We start from the raw sequence: 17590 nt of genomic DNA, 5'->3' as shown, positions 1-17590 counted from the left end.
GCGGTCACCGCGCGCCTCCCCGGCCGTGCCAGAGGTGATCCCGGGCGCTCGGGGGTAGGGGAGCCGGGACAGCGACAGTGCCTCCCGGACGGATCTCCATGACCAGCGGTTTCTTCCCCGGCCCCTACGGGAGCCCCTTCGACGACTTCTTCTCGCGATACCTGGGCGGGGAGCAGCGCGCCGCACGTCAGCGCGTGGACATCACCCAGTTCCTCAGCCAGCAGGCGCGCGAGCTGGTGAACGCCGCGGCGCGCCAGGCCGTCGCGACGGGCAGCGCCGACCTGGACACCGACCACCTGGTGTGGGCGATGACCGGCGACGAGGGGACCCGCCAGCTGCTCGCCCGGGCCGGCGCCGACCCCGACGGCCTGCGCGCCCAGCTGGAGGGGCAGCCGCCCCGCGGGGAGCCGCGCCCGGAGCCGCCGTCCCTCACGCCGGCGGCCAAGCGGGCGCTGCTGGACGCCCACCGGGTCTCCCGCGCCCTGGGGTCCACCTACATCGGGCCGGAGCACCTGCTGTTCGCCGTCGCCGTGAACCCGGACTCGCCCGGTGGCCGGCTGCTGCGCTCGCTGAGCGTGACCCCGGAGAGCCTGCAGCAGGCCGCGATGGGCGGCGGTGGCCAGCCCACGGCCGGCGGCGGGGGAGGGGGCCGGCCGCCGTCGTCCACCCCGACGCTCGACGAGTACGGCCGCGACCTCACCGAGATGGCCCGCAACGGTCAGATCGACCCGGTCATCGGCCGCGAGGCGGAGATCGAGCAGACCGTCGAGGTGCTCTCCCGGCGGCGGAAGAATAACCCCGTGCTCATCGGTGAGGCCGGCGTGGGCAAGACCGCGATCGTCGAGGGCATCGCCGCCCAGATCGTCGAGGGGGACGTCCCCGAGACCCTGCGCGGACGGCGACTCGTGGAGCTCGACCTCACCGGTCTGGTGGCCGGCACCCGCTACCGCGGCGACTTCGAGGAGCGGCTGAAGAAGGTCGTCGACGAGATCCGGGAGCACAGCGACGAGGTGATCGTCTTCGTCGACGAGTTGCACACCGTCGTGGGCGCCGGCGCCTCGGAGGGCTCCGGCGGGGCGGGCAACATGCTCAAGCCCGCGCTGGCCCGCGGCGAGCTGCACATCATCGGCGCGACCACGCTGGACGAGTACCGGCGCGACATCGAGAAGGACGCCGCGCTGGAACGGCGCTTCCAGCCGGTCCTGGTGGCCGAGCCCAGTGTCGAGGACACCGTCCAGATCCTCTGCGGCCTGCGCGACCGCTACGAGGCCCACCACGAGGTGCGCTTCACCGACGACGCGATCCGGGCCGCGGCCGAGCTCTCCGACCGCTACATGTCCGACCGGCACCTGCCGGACAAGGCGATCGACCTGATCGACCAGGCCGGCGCCCGGGTCCGCCGCCGGGTGCGCACGCCCCCGACCGACCTGCGCGGGCTGGAGCAGGAGGTCGAGCGGCTGCAGCGGGAGAAGGACCAGGCCGTCGCCGCCGAGCAGTACGAGCGGGCCTCGGAGCTGCGCGACCAGCTCGCGGCGGCCCAGGCGCGGCTGGAGCAGGCGCGGACCGGGGGCGGCCAGCCGGGCATCCCCGAGGTCGGTGTGGAGGACATCGCCGAGGTCGTCTCCCGCGCGACCGGCATCCCGGTCAACCAGCTCACCCAGGAGGAGATGCAGCGGCTGCTCCAGCTGGAGGAGCACCTGCACCAGCGGGTCGTCGGCCAGGACGACGCCGTGCGGGTCGTCGCCGAGGCGGTGCGCCGCTCGCGCGTCGGCCTCGGCGACCCCGACCGGCCGATCGGCAGCTTCCTGTTCCTGGGACCGACCGGCGTCGGCAAGACCGAGCTGGCCCGGGCGCTGGCCGAGGCGCTGTTCGGCGACGAGGACCGCATGATCCGGCTGGACATGAGTGAGTTCCAGGAGCGGCACACCGTCAGCCGGCTGGTGGGCTCCCCGCCCGGGTACGTCGGCTACGAGGACGCCGGCCAGCTGACCGAGGCGGTCCGCCGCCGGCCCTACTCGGTGGTGCTGCTCGACGAGGTGGAGAAGGCCCACCCCGACGTCTTCAACACCCTGCTCCAGGTGCTGGACGACGGCCGGCTCACCGACTCGCAGGGCCGGACGGTCGACTTCAAGAACACCGTGCTGATCATGACGAGCAACCTGGGGTCGGAGCTGATCGTCGGCCGCAACACCCCGCTGGGCTTCGGCAGCGGCGGTGACGCGGCCGCGGACGCCGGGCTGCGCGACCGCCTCATGCGGCGGCTGCGCGAGTCGTTCCGGCCGGAGTTCCTCAACCGCATCGACGAGATCGTCGTCTTCGCGCAGCTGGAGCCCGGGCAGCTGGCCCGGATCACCCGGCTGCTGCTGGAGGAGACCCACCGCCGGCTGGCGGCCCAGGGGATCGAGATCACCTTCACCGACGAGGCGGTCGCCTGGATCGCCGACCGCGGCTTCGAGCCGCAGTTCGGCGCTCGTCCGCTGCGCCGCGCGATCCAGCGGGAGGTCGACAACCCCCTCGCCCGCCTGCTGCTGGACGGGCGGCTGGGCGGTGGCCGCCGGGTGGTCGTCGGCGTCCGGGACGGCGCGCTGGACTTCGCTGTCGACGAGCCCGCCGACGCCACCCCGTCGACGACGGGGTGAGGGCTTCGTCACAGGGCGGCGGCCGGACCCGCGCCGCCGCCCACGGGCGAGGGTCCCGGCGAGCCGGGACTTAGGTCCCCCTTGCTTGCGGTCCTCCTGAAATAGGCAACACTTGTGTTGTGGAAAGCGACCACGTGCCGACCGGCAGGGCCCCGGTGCCCTCGCCCCGGTCGTCGGCGACCGCCGACGACGGGCGCACGCGGCACCGCGTCACCGCACTCCTGCTGGAGCACGGGCCGCAGACCGCGACCGAGCTCGCCGGGCGGCTCGGTGTCTCACCGACCGCCGTCCGCCGGCACCTCGACGCGCTGGTCGCCACCGGCCGGGTCGAGGAGCGGCCGACGCCGGGCGCCCGCCGCGGTCGCGGCCGGCCCGCGCGACTGTTCCACCTCACCGACGCCGGGCGCGCGCACCTCCCGCACGCCTACGACGACCTCGCGCTGACCGCGCTGCGGTACGTGGCCGCCTCCGGCGGTCCCGACGCCGTCCGGGCGGTCGCCGAGGCGCAGCTGTCCGGCCTCGAGGAGCGCTGCTCCACGGCCGTCGAGCAGGCCGCCGCGAGCGGCACCGTCGACCGGGCCCAGGTGCTCGCCGCGGCCCTGACGGCCGAGGGCTACGCTGCCTCGGCCTCGGCGATCTCCAGCGGCGGGCAGCTCTGCCAGCACCACTGCCCGGTGGCGCACGTGGCGGCGGAGTTCCCGCAGCTGTGCGAGGCCGAGACGGCGGTGATCGGCCGGCTGGTGGGCACCCACGTCCAGCGGCTGGCCACGATCGCGCACGGCGACGGCGTCTGCACCACCCACATCCCGGGCCCGGTCCGGGTGGGGGCGGACGTCGCTCGTCGACCCCGTCCCGAGGCTCACCCCGAGCGCGCGAGGGGTGAGGAGGGTGGGGGCCTTGCTCACACCCGCGCGGGGAACAGATCGGGCCCCGCGCGCCCTGTACCAGGCGAGCGGGGAGCGCGGCCGACGACGGCCACCACGCGCACCGCACCGTCCACCAGCTCCACCCACACGTACGACCGGGAGAGGACGCCCGTATGACCAGCACCCAGCAGCCGGTGACCAGCGCGCCGCTGACGCAGGACGAGCAGATCGAGCAGCTCGGCCGGTACCAGTACGGCTGGGCTGACGCCGACGTCGCCGGTGCCTCCGCGCGACGGGGTCTGTCCGAGGACGTCGTCCGGGACATCTCCCGCCGCAAGAACGAGCCCGAGTGGATGCTCGAGCGCCGCCTCAAGGCCCTCAAGCTCTTCGACCGCAAGCCGATGCCCGACTGGGGCTCGGACCTGTCGGGCATCGACTTCCAGAACATCAAGTACTTCGTGCGCTCCACCGAGGCCCAGGCCACGTCGTGGGAAGAGCTGCCCGAGGACATCAAGAACACCTACGACAAGCTGGGCATCCCGGAGGCCGAGAAGCAGCGGCTGGTCGCCGGTGTCGCCGCCCAGTACGAGTCCGAGGTCGTCTACCACAAGATCCGCGAGGACCTCGAGGAGCAGGGTGTCGTCTTCCTCGACACCGACACCGCCCTCAAGGAGCACGAGGACCTCTTCAAGGAGTACTTCGGCTCGGTCATCCCGTCCGGCGACAACAAGTTCGCCGCGCTGAACACCGCGGTGTGGTCGGGTGGCTCGTTCATCTACGTGCCGAAGGGCGTGCACGTCGAGATCCCGCTGCAGGCCTACTTCCGGATCAACACCGAGAACATGGGCCAGTTCGAGCGGACGCTGATCATCGTCGACGAGGGCGCCTACGTGCACTACGTCGAGGGCTGCACCGCGCCGATCTACAAGTCGGACTCGCTGCACTCCGCGGTCGTCGAGATCATCGTCAGGAAGAACGCCCGCTGCCGGTACACGACCATCCAGAACTGGTCGAACAACGTCTACAACCTGGTCACCAAGCGGGCGATCGCCCACGAGGGCGCGACCATGGAGTGGGTCGACGGCAACCTCGGGTCCAAGGTCACCATGAAGTACCCGGCGGTCTGGATGACCGGCGAGCACGCCAAGGGCGAGGTGCTCTCCATCGCCTTCGCCGGTGAGGGCCAGCACCAGGACGCCGGCGCCAAGATGGTGCACGCCGCGCCGAACACCTCCTCGACGATCGTGTCGAAGTCGGTGGCCCGCGGTGGCGGCCGCACCTCCTACCGCGGCCTGGTCCAGATCGACGAGGGCGCGCACGGCTCGAGGTCCACGGTGAAGTGCGACGCGCTGCTGGTCGACACCATCAGCCGGTCGGACACCTACCCCTACGTCGACGTCCGTGAGGACGACGTCGCCATGGGGCACGAGGCGACGGTCTCCCGCGTCAGCGAGGACCAGCTCTTCTACCTCATGAGCCGCGGCATGACCGAGGACGAGGCGATGGCGATGGTGGTCCGCGGTTTCGTGGAGCCGATCGCCCGCGAGCTGCCCATGGAGTACGCCCTCGAGCTCAACCGCCTCATCGAGCTGCAGATGGAAGGTGCCGTCGGCTGATGTCAGCCCCCGACAACACCAGCACGACCGTCGAAACCACCGGCGGCCTCGCCGGCGAGCTGTTCGCCCCCGGCGTCGGCGCCCAGGCCGGGCCGCCGACCACCCCGGCCAGTGGCACCGCCACCGCCGGTGAGGCCGGCCCCGGCGCGCACTCGCACGGTGGCCCGGTGCCGACCGGTTCCCCGGCCGAGCGGTTCACCTCGACCGACCCGGACGCCTTCGGCGAGCCGACCGGCCGGGAGGAGGACTGGCGCTTCACCCCGATGCGCCGGATCCGCCCGCTGCTGCAGGGGGCGCCGTCCGACGCCCACCTGCAGTGGGAGACCGACCTGCCCGAGGGCGTCGAGCTGACCCGCGTCGACGCCGACGACCCGCTGCTCAAGGGCCTGCCCGAGCCGGTCGACCGGCTCGCCGCGCTCACCCGCCAGCGCAGCGGCGGCGCCGCCGTCGTCCGCGTGCCGGCCGAGGCGCAGCTGGACCGCCCGGTCACCCTGCGGCTGTCGGGCACCGGCTCCGACGACGTCGTGTGGGGCCAGCTGGTCGTCGAGGTCGGCGCGTTCGCCGAGGCGACCGTCGTCCTCGACCACAGCGGCCTGGCCCGGTACTCCGGTGGCGTCGCCGTCCTCGTCGGGGACGGCGCCCAGGTCACCCTCGTGTCGGTGCAGGACTGGGCGCCGGGGGCGGTCCACGGCGGCCAGTTCGACGCCGTCATCGGCCGCGACGCCACGGTCAAGCAGGTCGTGGTCACCCTCGGCGGCGACCTCGTCCGGCTGGTGAGCAACGTGCAGTACGCCGGCCCCGGCGGGACGGCGGAGCTGTTCGGCGTCTACTTCGCCGACGAGACCCAGCACCAGGAGCACCGGCTGTGGGTCGACCACGCGGTGCCCAACTGCACCAGCAACGTGCTCTACAAGGGCGCGCTGCAGGGCGAGAAGGCGCACACGGTGTGGGTCGGTGACGTCCGGATCCGCCCGGCGGCCACCGGCACCGACACCTACGAGCTCAACCGCAACCTGGTACTCACCGACGGCGCCCGCGCCGACTCGGTGCCGAACCTGGAAATCGAGACCGGTGAGATCGTCGGCGCCGGCCACGCCAGCGCCACCGGCCGGTTCGACGACGAGCAGCTGTTCTACCTGTGCTCGCGCGGCATCGACGCCGAGACCGCCCGGCGCCTGGTCGTCCGTGGCTTCTTCGCCGACGTCGTCCAGCACATCGGCCTGCCGGAGCTGCAGGACCGCCTGATGGGTTCCATCGAGGCGCGCCTCGGTGCCCTGCCGGCGCTGGCCGAGCAGCCGGTGGAGGCCTGACATGGCGTTCGAGCGGCTCTGCGCGCTCTCGGAGGTGCCGGAGAACGGCTCCCTGCGGGTCGAGCTGGCCGATGTCGACGTCGCGGTGGTCCGCTTCGCGGGCGAGGTCTACGCGATCGAGGACCTCTGCTCGCACGCCGAGGTCCCGCTGAGCGACGGTGACGTCGAGGAGCTCGACGGCGCCCCGACCATCGAGTGCTACCTGCACGGGTCGTGCTTCGACCTGCGCACGGGCCAGCCCACCAACCTGCCGGCCACCGAGCCGGTGCCCGTCTACCCGGTCCGGGTGGAGGGCGACGACGTCCTGGTCGACGTCGACGCCTCCGTCCCCGCGGCCCGCAACTGAGGAGCGAGAAGACAAGTGTCCGTGCTGGAGATCCGCGACCTGCACGTCACCGTGGGGGAGGGCGACGACACCAAGGAGATCCTCCGCGGTGTCGACCTGACCGTCCGCTCCGGTGAGACCCACGCGATCATGGGGCCGAACGGGTCGGGGAAGTCCACCCTGGCGTACTCGATCGCCGGTCACCCGAAGTACACGATCACCGGTGGCACGGTGACCCTCGACGGCGAGGACGTCCTCGCGATGAGCGTCGACGAGCGGGCCCGCGCCGGCCTGTTCCTCGCCATGCAGTACCCGGTCGAGGTCCCCGGCGTCTCGGTGTCGAACTTCCTGCGCACCGCCGCCACGGCCGTCCAGGGTGAGGCGCCGAAGCTGCGCACCTGGGTCAAGGACGTCAAGACCGAGATGGCCGGCCTGGAGATGGACCCGGCGTTCGCCGAGCGCAACGTCAACGAGGGCTTCTCCGGCGGCGAGAAGAAGCGCCACGAGATCCTGCAGATGCGGCTGCTCAAGCCGCGCATCGCGATCCTCGACGAGACCGACTCCGGCCTCGACGTCGACGCGCTGCGGATCGTCTCCGAGGGCGTCAACCGCACCCGCGCGGAGGGGGAGGTCGGCGTCCTGCTGATCACCCACTACACCCGCATCCTGCGCTACATCAAGCCTGACTTCGTGCACGTCTTCGTCGCCGGCAGGATCGTCGAGGAGGGCGGCCCCGAGCTCGCGGAGAAGCTGGAGAACGAGGGCTACGCGGCCTACGTGAAGGGTTCGACGGAGGTGGCATCGGCGTGACCCAGACCGTCTCGCGTCCCGGTACAGGGGCGCAGAAGGCGCCCCTGCCTCTGGACGTCGAGGCGATCCGGGCGGACTTCCCGATCCTGTCGCGCACCGTGCGCGACGGGAAGCGGCTGGTCTACCTGGACTCCGGGGCCACCTCGCAGAAGCCGCGCAGCGTCCTCGACGCCGAGCGGGACTTCTACGAGACCTGCAACGCCGCCCCGCACCGGGGCGCGCACCAGCTGGCCGAGGAGGCCACCGGCCGGTACGAGGCGGCCCGCGCCACGATCGGGGCCTTCATCGGGGCCCCGGCCGAGGAGGTCGTGTTCACGCGCAACAGCACCGAGGCGATCAACCTCGTGGCCTACGCGCTCTCCAACGCGAACACCGCCAAGGAGGAGCAGTTCCGCCGGTACGCCGTCGGTCAGGGCGACGAGATCGTCGTGACCGAGATGGAGCACCACGCCAACCTGGTGCCCTGGCAGCAGCTGTGCGAGCGCACCGGCGCCACGCTGCGCTGGCTCGGCCTCACCGACGACGGCCGGCTGGACCTCTGCGACCTCGACACCGTGGTCAACGAGCGCACCAAGCTCGTCGCGGTCACCCAGCAGTCGAACATCCTGGGCACGATCAACCCGCTGGGTGAGATCGTCGAGCGCGCCCACGCCGTCGGCGCGCTCGTCCTCGTCGACGGCGCCCAGTCGGTGCCGCACCAGCCGGTCGACGTCACCACCCTCGGCGCGGACTTCCTGGTGTTCTCCGGGCACAAGATGCTCGGTCCCACCGGCGTCGGCGTCCTCTGGGGCCGGTACGAGGTGCTCGACGCGCTGCCGCCGTTCCTCACCGGCGGCTCGATGATCGAGGTCGTGCGCATGGAGGGCAGCACCTTCATGCCCCCGCCCCAGCGCTTCGAGGCCGGCGTGCCCATGACCGCGCAGGTGATCGGGCTGGCCGCGGCCGTGGAGTACCTGCAGGCGCTCGGCATGGACAAGGTGCAGGCGCACGAGGAGGCCCTCACCGCGTACGCGCTGGAGAAGCTGGCCGAGATCCCGGGCGTCACCGTGATCGGCCCGCCCGACACCGTGGCCCGCGGCGGCGCGATCTCCTTCACCGTCGAGGGCGTCCACCCGCACGACGTCGGGCAGGTCCTCGACGACCTCGGCGTCGAGGTCCGGGTGGGCCACCACTGCGCCTGGCCGGTGGTGCGGCGCTACGGCGTCCCCGCCACGACGCGGGCCACGTTCTACGTGCACACCGGGTACGACGACATCGACGCCCTGGCCGACGCCATCCGGAAGGCCCAGGAGTTCTTCGGCGTTTCCCCGGTGGAGGTGGGCTGAGCATGCAGCTCGAGTCGATGTACCAGGAGATCATCCTGGACCACTACCGGAACCCGCACGGCCGCGGTCTGCGCGAGCCGTTCGAGGCCGAGGTGCACCACGTCAACCCGACGTGCGGTGACGAGGTGACCCTGCGCGTGCACCTGGACGGCGATCGGCTCGCCGACGTCTCCTACGAGGGCATGGGCTGCTCGATCAGCCAGGCCTCGGTGTCGGCGATGTACGACCTGGTCATCGGGAAGACCGTCACCGAGGCGCTCGGGACCGGCGAGCACTTCATGACGCTGATGCAGAGCAAGGGCGACGCGGCCGTCGCCGAGAAGCTCGAGGACGAGCTGGAGGACGCCGTCGCGTTCGCCGGCGTGTCCAAGTACCCGGCCCGCATCAAGTGCGCGCTGATGAGCTGGATGGCCCTCAAGGACGCGTCCGCACGGGCCCTGTCCGCCGCCCCGACCGGAGGTCAGTCATGAGCGACACCACCGAGAACACGACCGCGGACGCGGCCGAGCTGCCGCCGTACAAGTCGGCGCTGATCGAGGACGTCGAGGAGGCCATGCGCGACGTCGTCGACCCCGAGCTCGGGGTCAACGTCGTCGACCTGGGCCTGGTCTACGGCATCGACGTCGACGACTCGAACGTGGCCGTCATCGACATGACCCTCACGTCGGCGGCCTGCCCGCTGACCGACGTCATCGAGGACCAGGCCCGCCAGGCGCTGACCGGCGGCCCCGGCCCCGGGCTGGTCGACGACATCCGGATCAACTGGGTCTGGATGCCGCCGTGGGGTCCGGACAAGATCACCGACGACGGTCGCGAGCAGCTGCGGGCGCTGGGCTTCCGCGTCTGAGAGGACCCCTCTGCCCCCCACGCCTCGCACGCTCGGCGCGGGACCCTGCAGAGGGGCCGTCGCTGCGTGCGTGCCCAGGGGGCGGTCACGTCGGTCGCGGGATCAGCGCATCGCGGCCACGCGGCGGCGGAAGCCGTCGGACCGGTCGGCCGGGGTGGTGCCGTCGTCGGACTCCCGCTCGCGCCGGCGCCGGCGCAGCACCACCTCGCGCCAGGTGCCGACGGCCAGCAGGCTGACGCCGACGACGAGCCCGCTGCCGACCGCCAGCGGCAGCTGCACCGCGAGCAGGCCGAGGGCCAGGGTCACGGCGGTGGCGGCGCCGGCCACCACCGGGGCGCGGACCGACCGCCAGGCGCCGAGGGCCATGACGGCGCCGGCCACGACGAACACCAGCAGCGGCCGGGTGCTGCCCGGCGCCCCCACCGCCCAGGCGACCGACGGTGCCGCGGCGACCCACAACCCCGGTCCCCAGGTGGGCGCCGACCTCCCCGACGCCAGCCGCGGTCCGGCCGCCATCAGCAGCCCGAGCGCCGCCGGCAGCGAGTAGGCCTCGGGGACCACCCCGCCGGCGAGGGCGGCCAGGACCCACGCCGCCAGCACCAGTTGCGCCGCGCCGGCCCGCCAGGCGGGCGACACCTCGGGAGCGGCCGTCTCCTCGTCGACCGGCTCCTCGACCGGGGCAGGCGGGGCGGGCTCCGCCGGCTGCCCGACCCGCCGGGGGCGTTCGGGAACCGGCGCCGGCGGCACCCCGATCGCCTCCTGCACGCTCCGCCGCACCCGCCGCATGCCGTCCCGACTGACGCGCACCCCCTGGCGGACGGCCCGGGCCGCGGGCAGCAGGGTGTGCCCCAGCCGGGCCGCCCAGCCCGGTCCGGCCGTCGCCTCCTCCGTCGGACCCGGCCCCGCGGCGGCGCGCCGGCGTGACCACCGGGCACGGCGGCTCCGCGCGCGCCGCCAGAGCAGCCACGCCCACAGGTAGGTGCCGGCCCCCTGGACGGCGAGGTGCAGGGCCAGCTGACCGCGGAGGCGCAGGACCACCAGCAGGGCGGCCGCCCCGACCGCGCAGGCCGCCGCGGCGGCCACGGTCGGCCGCCGGGTGCGCGTCTCCAGGCCCAGGCCGCCGGCGAGGGCGACCAGGTACAGGCCGGTGAGCACGACGGCGGCGCCGCGCGGCCCACCCAGCCCGCCGTCCGGGATCGTGCACAGCGCCGCGAGGCCGCCGCACACGACCGCCGCCGGCAGTGCCCGCGGCCGCTCGTCCCGCCGGAGCGCCGCAGTGAGCAGGCTGGCCGCGGCGGTCACCGCGAGCAGCCAGGACAGCGCCGTCCAGCGGGCGTCGGCCAGCAGTTGGACCAGGCACAGGACGACCAGCGTGGCGCCGGCGCCCACCGCCGCGGGCAGCAGCACCCGGCGGGCGGCGCCGGTGAGCAGGGCCGCGGCGACCGAGGCGAGGGTGACGCCGAGGTAGCCGGCCAGCGGGACGGCCACCGGGCCGGGGCTGTGCAGCGCGGCCCCGACGGCCGCGCCGACCGCGATCCCGCACAGGGCCGCCACGGTCGACGTCGGCCGCAGCGGCGCGCCCAGCTCACGCCGCTGCGACGCGGCGAGCAGCGCCGCGGCGGCCGCGACCGTCAGGGCGACGGGCAGCCACCGGGCGGGGCCGGCGCCGGTCCAGGCGGACGCGACGGCGCCACCGACGCCGGCGACCCACCAGGGCAGCGCGACCAGCAGGGCGGTGCGGGCCAGGAGGGGGCGGGCCGCGCCCGCGGTGGCCAGTCCGGCCAGCGCCGCGCCGACGGTGAGGGCGACGTCGGGCAATCCCGCCGGTGCGCCGTCCACCGCGCGCAGGGCGGCCACCTGGGTGGCGGCCCAGGCGGCCAACGGCCAGGCGACCGGCGAGGGCAGCAGGAACGCGAGCACGCCGGTGACCGCGCCGACGGTGACCGGAGGGCCCAGGCCGCCGGAGGTCAGCGAGCCGCCCGGGTCGGCGCCCAGCGCGGTCAGCACGACCGCCGCGGCGGCCAGCGCCTCCTCCGACCGCGGCAGGGTCGCGACCGCGGCGGCCCAGCTGGCCATGGCCGCCGCGACGGCGAGGCCCAGCAGCAGGACCCGGGCCCAGTCCCCGCCGAAGAGCGCCGTCATGCCGGCGCCGGCGGTGGCGATGAGCACGACACCGACCGCGAGCACCCACTCCAGCCCGCGCGCCCGGTAGGGGAGCGGTGGTGCCTCCGCAGGGTCCACGGCCGCTCCCCTCCCTCCGGACGTCCGGTCCACGGTAGGGCCGGGCCGCGGGCGGCACCCGGCGGCGGTCAGTGCGCCTGCGCAGGGGGAGGGCGGCTCACGGGCCGTGCAGCAGCGACCCGGGGAGGCACGCCAGGACGGGGACGGCCACGACACCCGCGAGGACCGGGGTGGCCGGCAGCCGGGAGGCCAGGCGTGGCAGCCGTCGGAGGGCGACGGCTCCCGCGCCCGCCGCGCCCAGCAGGACCGTGGCCGTCCACGACACGGGCGTCGTCGCTGCCCAGGCCAGGAAGAAGCCGACAGCGGCCGTGAGGGCCGCGCCGAGCCGCATGAGGACCTCGGCCACGTGCGCGACGAGGTCCGTGCCTGCCCGGGCCACCACGAGGGCGTCGAGCAGCACCAGCCCGAGCAGCCCGACCAGGGGGCCGGCGCCCGCCAGGGGCCCGGTCGACACCAGCAGGAGCGGCTGGACCGCCAGCAGGGCCACGAGCTGCACCACCACGGTGCCGCGGGTGGCACCAGGCACGGCGGCCCCCGGCGTCCGGTCCGACGAGGTCATGCCGGCATCGTGGACGGGTCGGCGGACCCGCGGGGCGGGCCGGGGCCGCCTGTGGACGACGGTGCCGCGGACGTCACCCCGGAACTCGGCGGACCGGAGCCGGGGGAGCGCCTACCCTGGGATCAGTGATCACCACCACCGGGCTGGAGCTGCGCGCCGGCGCCCGCATCCTCATCAGCGAGGCGACCCTCCGCGTGCAGCCCGGTGACCGCATCGGGCTGGTCGGCCGCAACGGCGCCGGCAAGACCACCACCCTCACCACCCTCGCCGGGGAGCGGCTGCCGCATGCCGGCAAGGTGGAGGTGACCGGTGAGATCGGCTACCTGCCGCAGGACCCGCGCAGCGGCGACCTCGACATCACCGCCAGCGACCGCGTGCTCTCCGGTCGCGGGCTCGACGTGCTGCGCGCGCAGATGACCAAGGCGCAGGTGGCCATGGCCGAGCCCGCCGACGACGCCGAGCGCGATCGCGCGGTCCGCCGCTACGGCCGCCTCGAGGACCAGTTCGCCGCGCTCGGCGGGTACGCCGCCGAGAGCGAGGCCGCCCGGATCTGCACCGCCCTGGGCCTGCCCGACCGGGTGCTGGTCCAGCCGCTGCGCACGCTCTCCGGTGGCCAGCGGCGCCGCGTCGAACTGGCCCGGATCCTGTTCTCCGACGCCGAGACGCTGCTGCTCGACGAGCCGACCAACCACCTCGACGCCGACTCGATCAGCTGGCTCAAGGGCTTCCTCGCCGCGCACAAGGGCGGGCTCATCGTCATCAGCCACGACGTCGAGCTGCTGGACGCCGTCGTCAACAAGGTGTGGCACCTCGACGCCAACCGGGCCACCGTCGACGTCTACAACCTCGGCTGGAAGCCGTACCTGGCGCAGCGGGAGACCGACGAGCGCCGCCGCAAGCAGGAGCGGGCCAACACCGAGCGCAAGATCGACGCGCTGGCCGCGCAGGCGGACAAGATGCGCGCCAAGGCGACCAAGGCCAAGGCGGCGCAGAGCATGGACAAGCGCGCCCAGCGGCTGGCCGCCGGGCTGGAGGCCGTCCGCGTCCAGGACCGCGTCGCCAAGCTGCGCTTCCCCACGCCCACACCGTGCGGGAAGACGCCGCTCACCGCGGAGGGCCTGTCCAAGAGCTACGGCTCGCTGGAGGTCTTCACCGACGTCGACCTCGCCGTCGACCGGGGCACGCGGGTCGTCGTCCTCGGGCTCAACGGCGCCGGGAAGACGACGCTGCTGCGCATGCTCGCCGGCACCGAGGTCCCCGACACCGGGGAGGTCAAGGCCGGTCACGGCCTGCGCGTCGGCTACTACGCGCAAGAGCACGAGACCATCGACCTCGACCGCTCGCTGCTCGAGGTCATGCGGTCGGCGGCCCCCGACAGCACCGACACCGAGCTGCGGCGCATCCTCGGCGCCTTCCTCTTCTCCGGCGACACCGTCGACCAGCGGGCCGGCACGCTCTCCGGCGGCGAGAAGACCCGGCTGGCCATGGCCACGCTGGTCGTCTCCGGCGCCAACGTGCTGCTGCTCGACGAGCCGACCAACAACCTGGACCCGGCCAGCCGCGAGCAGGTGCTCGAGGCGCTGCGCACCTACACCGGCGCGATCGTGCTGGTCACCCACGACGAGGGCGCGGTGCGGGCCCTGGACCCGGACAAGGTCATCCTGCTGCCCGACGGCACCGAGGACGCCTGGAGCGAGGACCTCGCCGACCTCGTCGAGCTGGCGTAGCACCGCCGCGCGTGTCCCGGGCGGGAGGCCCTCCGGCCCTCCGTCACCGGTCCTCCCGGCCGGGTGCCGCGCCGCGAGCGTCGCCGGAGCGCAACTCCCCAGGAGGCGGGGCCCGTGGGCCGCTCCGTGGAGCGACTCCCCCGGAGTCGCGGGGTCTCGGGCGCGGCAGTCCGGTCGGCACGGGCCGTCCTCCCGTTCGCGTGGCCGAGTCCGCGGGGCTGAGTGATCATGGATCGCGGGACGCCGAGGTCAGTGGGGCCCGGCGCCACGCGGACGAGCAGCCGGAGCGGGCCAGGCGGTTCGCGGACGGTCGCTGACGGAGGGGAGTCATGGCCGACTCGAGCACTGCGGACCTCGGCAAGGGCAAGCGCATCACCGGGGGCGACCGGTCGTCGCTGGCCGACGAGCTGCGCCAGCGGTACGACGGCGGGGAGAGCATCCGGTCGCTGGCGACCTCGACCAACCGCTCGTACGGCTTCGTCCACCGCCTGCTGTCGGAGTCCGGTGCCACGCTCCGCAGCCGCGGGGGAGCCAACCGGAACACCAAGAAGGCGTGACGCCGGCCGACGACGCCGGGTGGGTGCGGACGGCGCGGGACGGCGCCGTCCTCACCGTCACGCTGGACCGCCCCGACCAGCTCAACGCGCAGACCCCCGCCACCTGGGCCGCGCTGGCCGCCGTGGGGGAGTCCCTCGACGAGGACGTCCGGGTCGTGGTGGTGCGCGGCGCCGGCCGGTCGTTCTCCGCCGGCCTGGACCGCAGCCTGTTCAGTCCCGAGCCCGGCACCGCGGGCGGGCTGGGGGAGCTGGCCCGGCTGCCCGCCGAGGAGACCCAGGAGCGCATCCGCCGCTACCAGGCGGGGTTCCGCTGGCTGCGCGCACCGGGCATCGTCTCGGTGGCCGCGGTCCAGGGGCACGCGATCGGCGCGGGCGCCCAGCTCGCCCTCGCCTGCGACCTGCGCGTCCTCACCGAGGACGCCGTCCTGCGGCTGCCGGAGGCCACGCTCGGGCTCGTCCCCGACCTCACCGGGACCAGCACCCTCGTGGAGCTGGTCGGCTACTCCCGGGCCCTGGAGATGTGCCTGACCGGCCGGGGCGTCGGGGCGGCCGAGGCGCACGCCGTGGGCCTGGCGAACGCCGTCGTCCCCGCGGACCGGCTCGACGCCGCCGTCACCGAGCTGCTCAGCGCGATCACCGCGGCGCCGGCCGGCGCCAGCCGGGAGACCGCCGCCCTGGTGCGCTCCGCCGTCCGCAACGACCCGGCGACGCAGGACGCCGCCGAGCGCGCGGCGCAGACCCGCCGGCTCGCCGAACTCGTCGGAGGGCGCTGACATCCTGGGGCGGAATCCGCCGTCCGGCGGTGGCGTTGGCCGGACGACGGGAAGGAGGTGGTGGTGACGTGAGCGGTCCCATGACCTCGATGGCGGCGATGCGGTCCTTCCGTCGTGACCCGTCGGTCGCGGCGCGGGAGCTGCCCAAGGGCACCGTCCGGCGGGTGCTGGGCGTGGCCGGTCCCTACCGGCGCGACCTGACCTTCTTCGTGCTGCTGGTCGTCGGCTCCTCGGTGATCGGGGTGCTGACCCCGCTGCTGGCCGGCCGGATCATCAACCGGATCGCCGGCCTGGAGGGCACCGCGGCCGACATCGTCCGCATCGCCCTCCTGATCGCCGCGCTCGCGGTGGTCGACGCCGGCATCTCGCTGGCGACCCGCTGGTTCTCCGCCCGCATCGGCGAGGGGGTCATCTACGACCTCCGCAGCAGGGTGTTCGAGCACGTGCAGCGGATGCCGGTGGCGTTCTTCACCCGCACCCAGACCGGCGCGCTGGTCAGCCGGCTCAACAACGACGTCATCGGCGCCCAGCAGGCGTTCACCTCGACCCTGTCGGGGGTGCTCTCCAACGCCATCGGCCTGGTGCTGACCGCCGGCGTGATGTTCAGCCTCTCTTGGCAGATCACCGCGCTGTCGCTGGTCCTGGTGCCTGTGTTCGTCCTCCCGGCCCGGCGGATCGGGCGCCGGCTGCAGGAGATCACCCGGGAGTCCTACGGGCTCAACGCCTCGATGAACGCGACGATGACCGAGCGGTTCAACGTCGCCGGCGCGCTGCTGGTCAAGCTGTTCGGCCGGCCCGACGCCGAGGCGGCGGGCTTCAGCGGCCGCGCCGCGCGGGTGCGCGACATCGGCGTCCTGTCGGCCATGTACGGCCGCACCTTCTTCACCGCCCTGACGCTGGTCGCCGCGCTGGCCACCGCGCTGGTCTACGGCCTCGGGGGCGCGCTGGCGTTCGCCGGCTCGCTCAGCCCCGGGGACGTCGTGGCCCTGGCGCTGCTGCTGTCGCGCCTGTACGGCCCGCTGACCGCGCTGTCCAACGTCCGCGTCGACGTCATGAGCGCGATGGTCAGCTTCGACCGGGTGTTCGAGGTGCTCGACCTGGAGCCGATGATCCGCGAGGAGCCCGACGCGGTCCCGGTGCCGGCCGGCGACCGGTCGATCGAGTTCGAGCACGTGTCCTTCAGCTACCCCTCGGCCGCGGAGGTCTCGCTGCCGTCGCTGGAGGACGTCTCCCTCCCCGAGCACGGCGGGCCGACCGCCGTCCTGCACGACGTCTCCTTCCGCGTCGAGCCGGGCCAGCTGGTGGCCCTGGTCGGCCACTCCGGCGCGGGCAAGTCGACGATCGCCAACCTGGTGCCGCGGTTGTACGACGCCACCAGCGGCACCGTCCGGGTCGGCGGCGTCGACGTCCGGCACGCGACGCTCGGCTCGCTGCGCGACGCCATCGGCGTGGTCAGCCAGGACGCCCACCTGTTCCACGACACCATCCGGGCCAACCTGCTCTACGCCCGGCCCGAGGCCACCGAGGCGCAGCTGTGGGAGGCGCTGGCCGGCGCCCGGATCGCCGGGCTGGTGCGCTCGCTGCCCGACGGGCTGGACACCGTCGTCGGTGACCGCGGCCACCGCCTCTCGGGTGGCGAGAAGCAGCGGCTGGCCATCGCCCGCGTCCTGCTCAAGGCGCCGGGCATCGTCATCCTCGACGAGGCGACGGCCCACCTGGACAGCGAGTCGGAGGTGGCGGTGCAGCACGCCCTGGACACCGCGCTGACCGGCCGGACGTCGCTGGTGATCGCCCACCGGCTGTCGACCATCCGCAGCGCCGACCAGATCCTCGTCGTCGACGACGGTCGCATCGCGGAGTCGGGCACACACGCGGAGTTGCTGGCGCTCGGGGGCCGGTACGCCGACCTGTACCGGACCCAGTTCGCCGTCGGCGAGGGGCGAACGGTCGGCGCGGCCTGACCACTACCGTCACTCCTGTCCCAGGACACACGAG

General features: G+C 74.1%; 15 protein-coding genes. 13 read left to right on the top strand and 2 right to left on the bottom strand.

Translation table 11 applies throughout. From position 1 onward, the window contains the following. Positions 1–98 precede the first annotated feature (98 nt). The 9 genes from ACI79E_RS06995 to ACI79E_RS06955 all read left to right on the top strand — a co-directional run bounded on the left by ACI79E_RS06995 (position 99) and on the right by ACI79E_RS06955 (position 9738). On the top strand, positions 99–2639 hold the full coding sequence (locus tag ACI79E_RS06995) for an ATP-dependent Clp protease ATP-binding subunit (protein ID WP_456931802.1): 2541 nt from the start codon (positions 99–101) through the stop codon (positions 2637–2639). A 119-nt stretch (positions 2640–2758) separates the two neighbouring features. Then, positions 2759–3682, top strand: coding sequence for a helix-turn-helix transcriptional regulator (locus ACI79E_RS06990; protein ID WP_456931801.1), 924 nt, complete (start codon positions 2759–2761; stop codon positions 3680–3682). Next, positions 3679–5121 carry a Fe-S cluster assembly protein SufB gene (sufB, locus tag ACI79E_RS06985; protein WP_456931800.1) on the top strand — a complete coding sequence of 481 codons (1443 nt, stop codon included), beginning with the start codon at positions 3679–3681 and terminating at the stop codon, positions 5119–5121. The genes ACI79E_RS06990 and sufB overlap by 4 nt, the downstream gene beginning before the upstream one ends. Then, a complete protein-coding gene (gene sufD / locus ACI79E_RS06980) occupies positions 5121–6431 on the top strand; it encodes a Fe-S cluster assembly protein SufD (RefSeq protein WP_456931799.1) in 1311 nt (436 codons plus the stop codon). Before sufB ends, sufD begins: the two co-directional genes overlap by 1 nt. Before the next feature lies 1 nt (position 6432). Next, positions 6433–6777 (top strand): non-heme iron oxygenase ferredoxin subunit, encoded by a 345-nt coding sequence (locus ACI79E_RS06975; RefSeq protein WP_456931798.1) that lies wholly within the window; start codon positions 6433–6435, stop codon positions 6775–6777. Positions 6778–6792: 15 nt separating this feature from the next. Continuing rightward, the gene (gene sufC, locus ACI79E_RS06970; protein WP_456931797.1) at positions 6793–7566 is read left to right on the top strand and encodes a Fe-S cluster assembly ATPase SufC; all 774 of its coding nucleotides are present in this window, start codon (positions 6793–6795) and stop codon (positions 7564–7566) included. Continuing rightward, the gene (locus ACI79E_RS06965; RefSeq protein WP_456931796.1) at positions 7563–8891 is read left to right on the top strand and encodes a cysteine desulfurase; all 1329 of its coding nucleotides are present in this window, start codon (positions 7563–7565) and stop codon (positions 8889–8891) included. The genes sufC and ACI79E_RS06965 overlap by 4 nt, the downstream gene beginning before the upstream one ends. Positions 8892–8893: 2 nt before the next feature. Then, complete coding sequence (gene sufU, locus ACI79E_RS06960; protein WP_456931795.1) at positions 8894–9361, top strand: Fe-S cluster assembly sulfur transfer protein SufU; 468 nt, start codon at positions 8894–8896, stop codon at positions 9359–9361. Continuing rightward, a complete protein-coding gene (locus tag ACI79E_RS06955) occupies positions 9358–9738 on the top strand; it encodes a metal-sulfur cluster assembly factor (protein WP_456931794.1) in 381 nt (126 codons plus the stop codon). Before sufU ends, ACI79E_RS06955 begins: the two co-directional genes overlap by 4 nt. A 102-nt stretch (positions 9739–9840) precedes the next feature. Here the strand turns inward: ACI79E_RS06955 and ACI79E_RS06950 are convergent, their stop codons facing one another. Together ACI79E_RS06950 and ACI79E_RS06945 are read right to left on the bottom strand one after the other, a co-directional pair. After that, positions 9841–11979 (bottom strand): SCO7613 C-terminal domain-containing membrane protein, encoded by a 2139-nt coding sequence (locus ACI79E_RS06950; RefSeq protein WP_456931793.1) that lies wholly within the window; start codon positions 11977–11979, stop codon positions 9841–9843. A gap of 97 nt (positions 11980–12076) precedes the next feature. Then, positions 12077–12538 (bottom strand): hypothetical protein, encoded by a 462-nt coding sequence (locus ACI79E_RS06945; RefSeq protein ID WP_456931792.1) that lies wholly within the window; start codon positions 12536–12538, stop codon positions 12077–12079. Between the two features lie 125 nt (positions 12539–12663). Here ACI79E_RS06945 and abc-f point away from each other — a divergent pair, with 125 nt between their 5' ends. The 4 genes from abc-f (at position 12664) to ACI79E_RS06925 (ending at position 17556) form a co-directional block, all read left to right on the top strand. Continuing rightward, a complete protein-coding gene (gene abc-f / locus ACI79E_RS06940) occupies positions 12664–14265 on the top strand; it encodes a ribosomal protection-like ABC-F family protein (protein ID WP_456931791.1) in 1602 nt (533 codons plus the stop codon). A 329-nt stretch (positions 14266–14594) separates the two neighbouring features. After that, complete coding sequence (locus tag ACI79E_RS06935; RefSeq protein ID WP_456923738.1) at positions 14595–14822, top strand: helix-turn-helix domain-containing protein; 228 nt, start codon at positions 14595–14597, stop codon at positions 14820–14822. Further along, the gene (locus ACI79E_RS06930; RefSeq protein WP_456931790.1) at positions 14819–15595 is read left to right on the top strand and encodes an enoyl-CoA hydratase/isomerase family protein; all 777 of its coding nucleotides are present in this window, start codon (positions 14819–14821) and stop codon (positions 15593–15595) included. Before ACI79E_RS06935 ends, ACI79E_RS06930 begins: the two co-directional genes overlap by 4 nt. A gap of 68 nt (positions 15596–15663) precedes the next feature. Then, complete coding sequence (locus tag ACI79E_RS06925; protein ID WP_456931789.1) at positions 15664–17556, top strand: ABC transporter ATP-binding protein; 1893 nt, start codon at positions 15664–15666, stop codon at positions 17554–17556. Positions 17557–17590 lie beyond the last annotated feature (34 nt).

The organism is Geodermatophilus sp. SYSU D00079 (assembly GCF_054050635.1).
Note: the sequence above shows the minus strand (reverse complement) of the source record. Positions and strands in the feature narration are given on the sequence as shown.

Coding starts and splice junctions, on each gene's coding strand:
- ACI79E_RS06995 (WP_456931802.1), top strand. CDS start 99: ATGACCAGCGGTTTCTTCCCCGGCCCCTACGGGAGCCCCTTCGACGAC.
- sufB (WP_456931800.1), top strand. CDS start 3,679: ATGACCAGCACCCAGCAGCCGGTGACCAGCGCGCCGCTGACGCAGGAC.
- sufD (WP_456931799.1), top strand. CDS start 5,121: ATGTCAGCCCCCGACAACACCAGCACGACCGTCGAAACCACCGGCGGC.
- ACI79E_RS06975 (WP_456931798.1), top strand. CDS start 6,433: ATGGCGTTCGAGCGGCTCTGCGCGCTCTCGGAGGTGCCGGAGAACGGC.
- sufU (WP_456931795.1), top strand. CDS start 8,894: ATGCAGCTCGAGTCGATGTACCAGGAGATCATCCTGGACCACTACCGG.
- ACI79E_RS06955 (WP_456931794.1), top strand. CDS start 9,358: ATGAGCGACACCACCGAGAACACGACCGCGGACGCGGCCGAGCTGCCG.
- ACI79E_RS06945 (WP_456931792.1), bottom strand. CDS start 12,538: ATGACCTCGTCGGACCGGACGCCGGGGGCCGCCGTGCCTGGTGCCACC.
- ACI79E_RS06935 (WP_456923738.1), top strand. CDS start 14,595: ATGGCCGACTCGAGCACTGCGGACCTCGGCAAGGGCAAGCGCATCACC.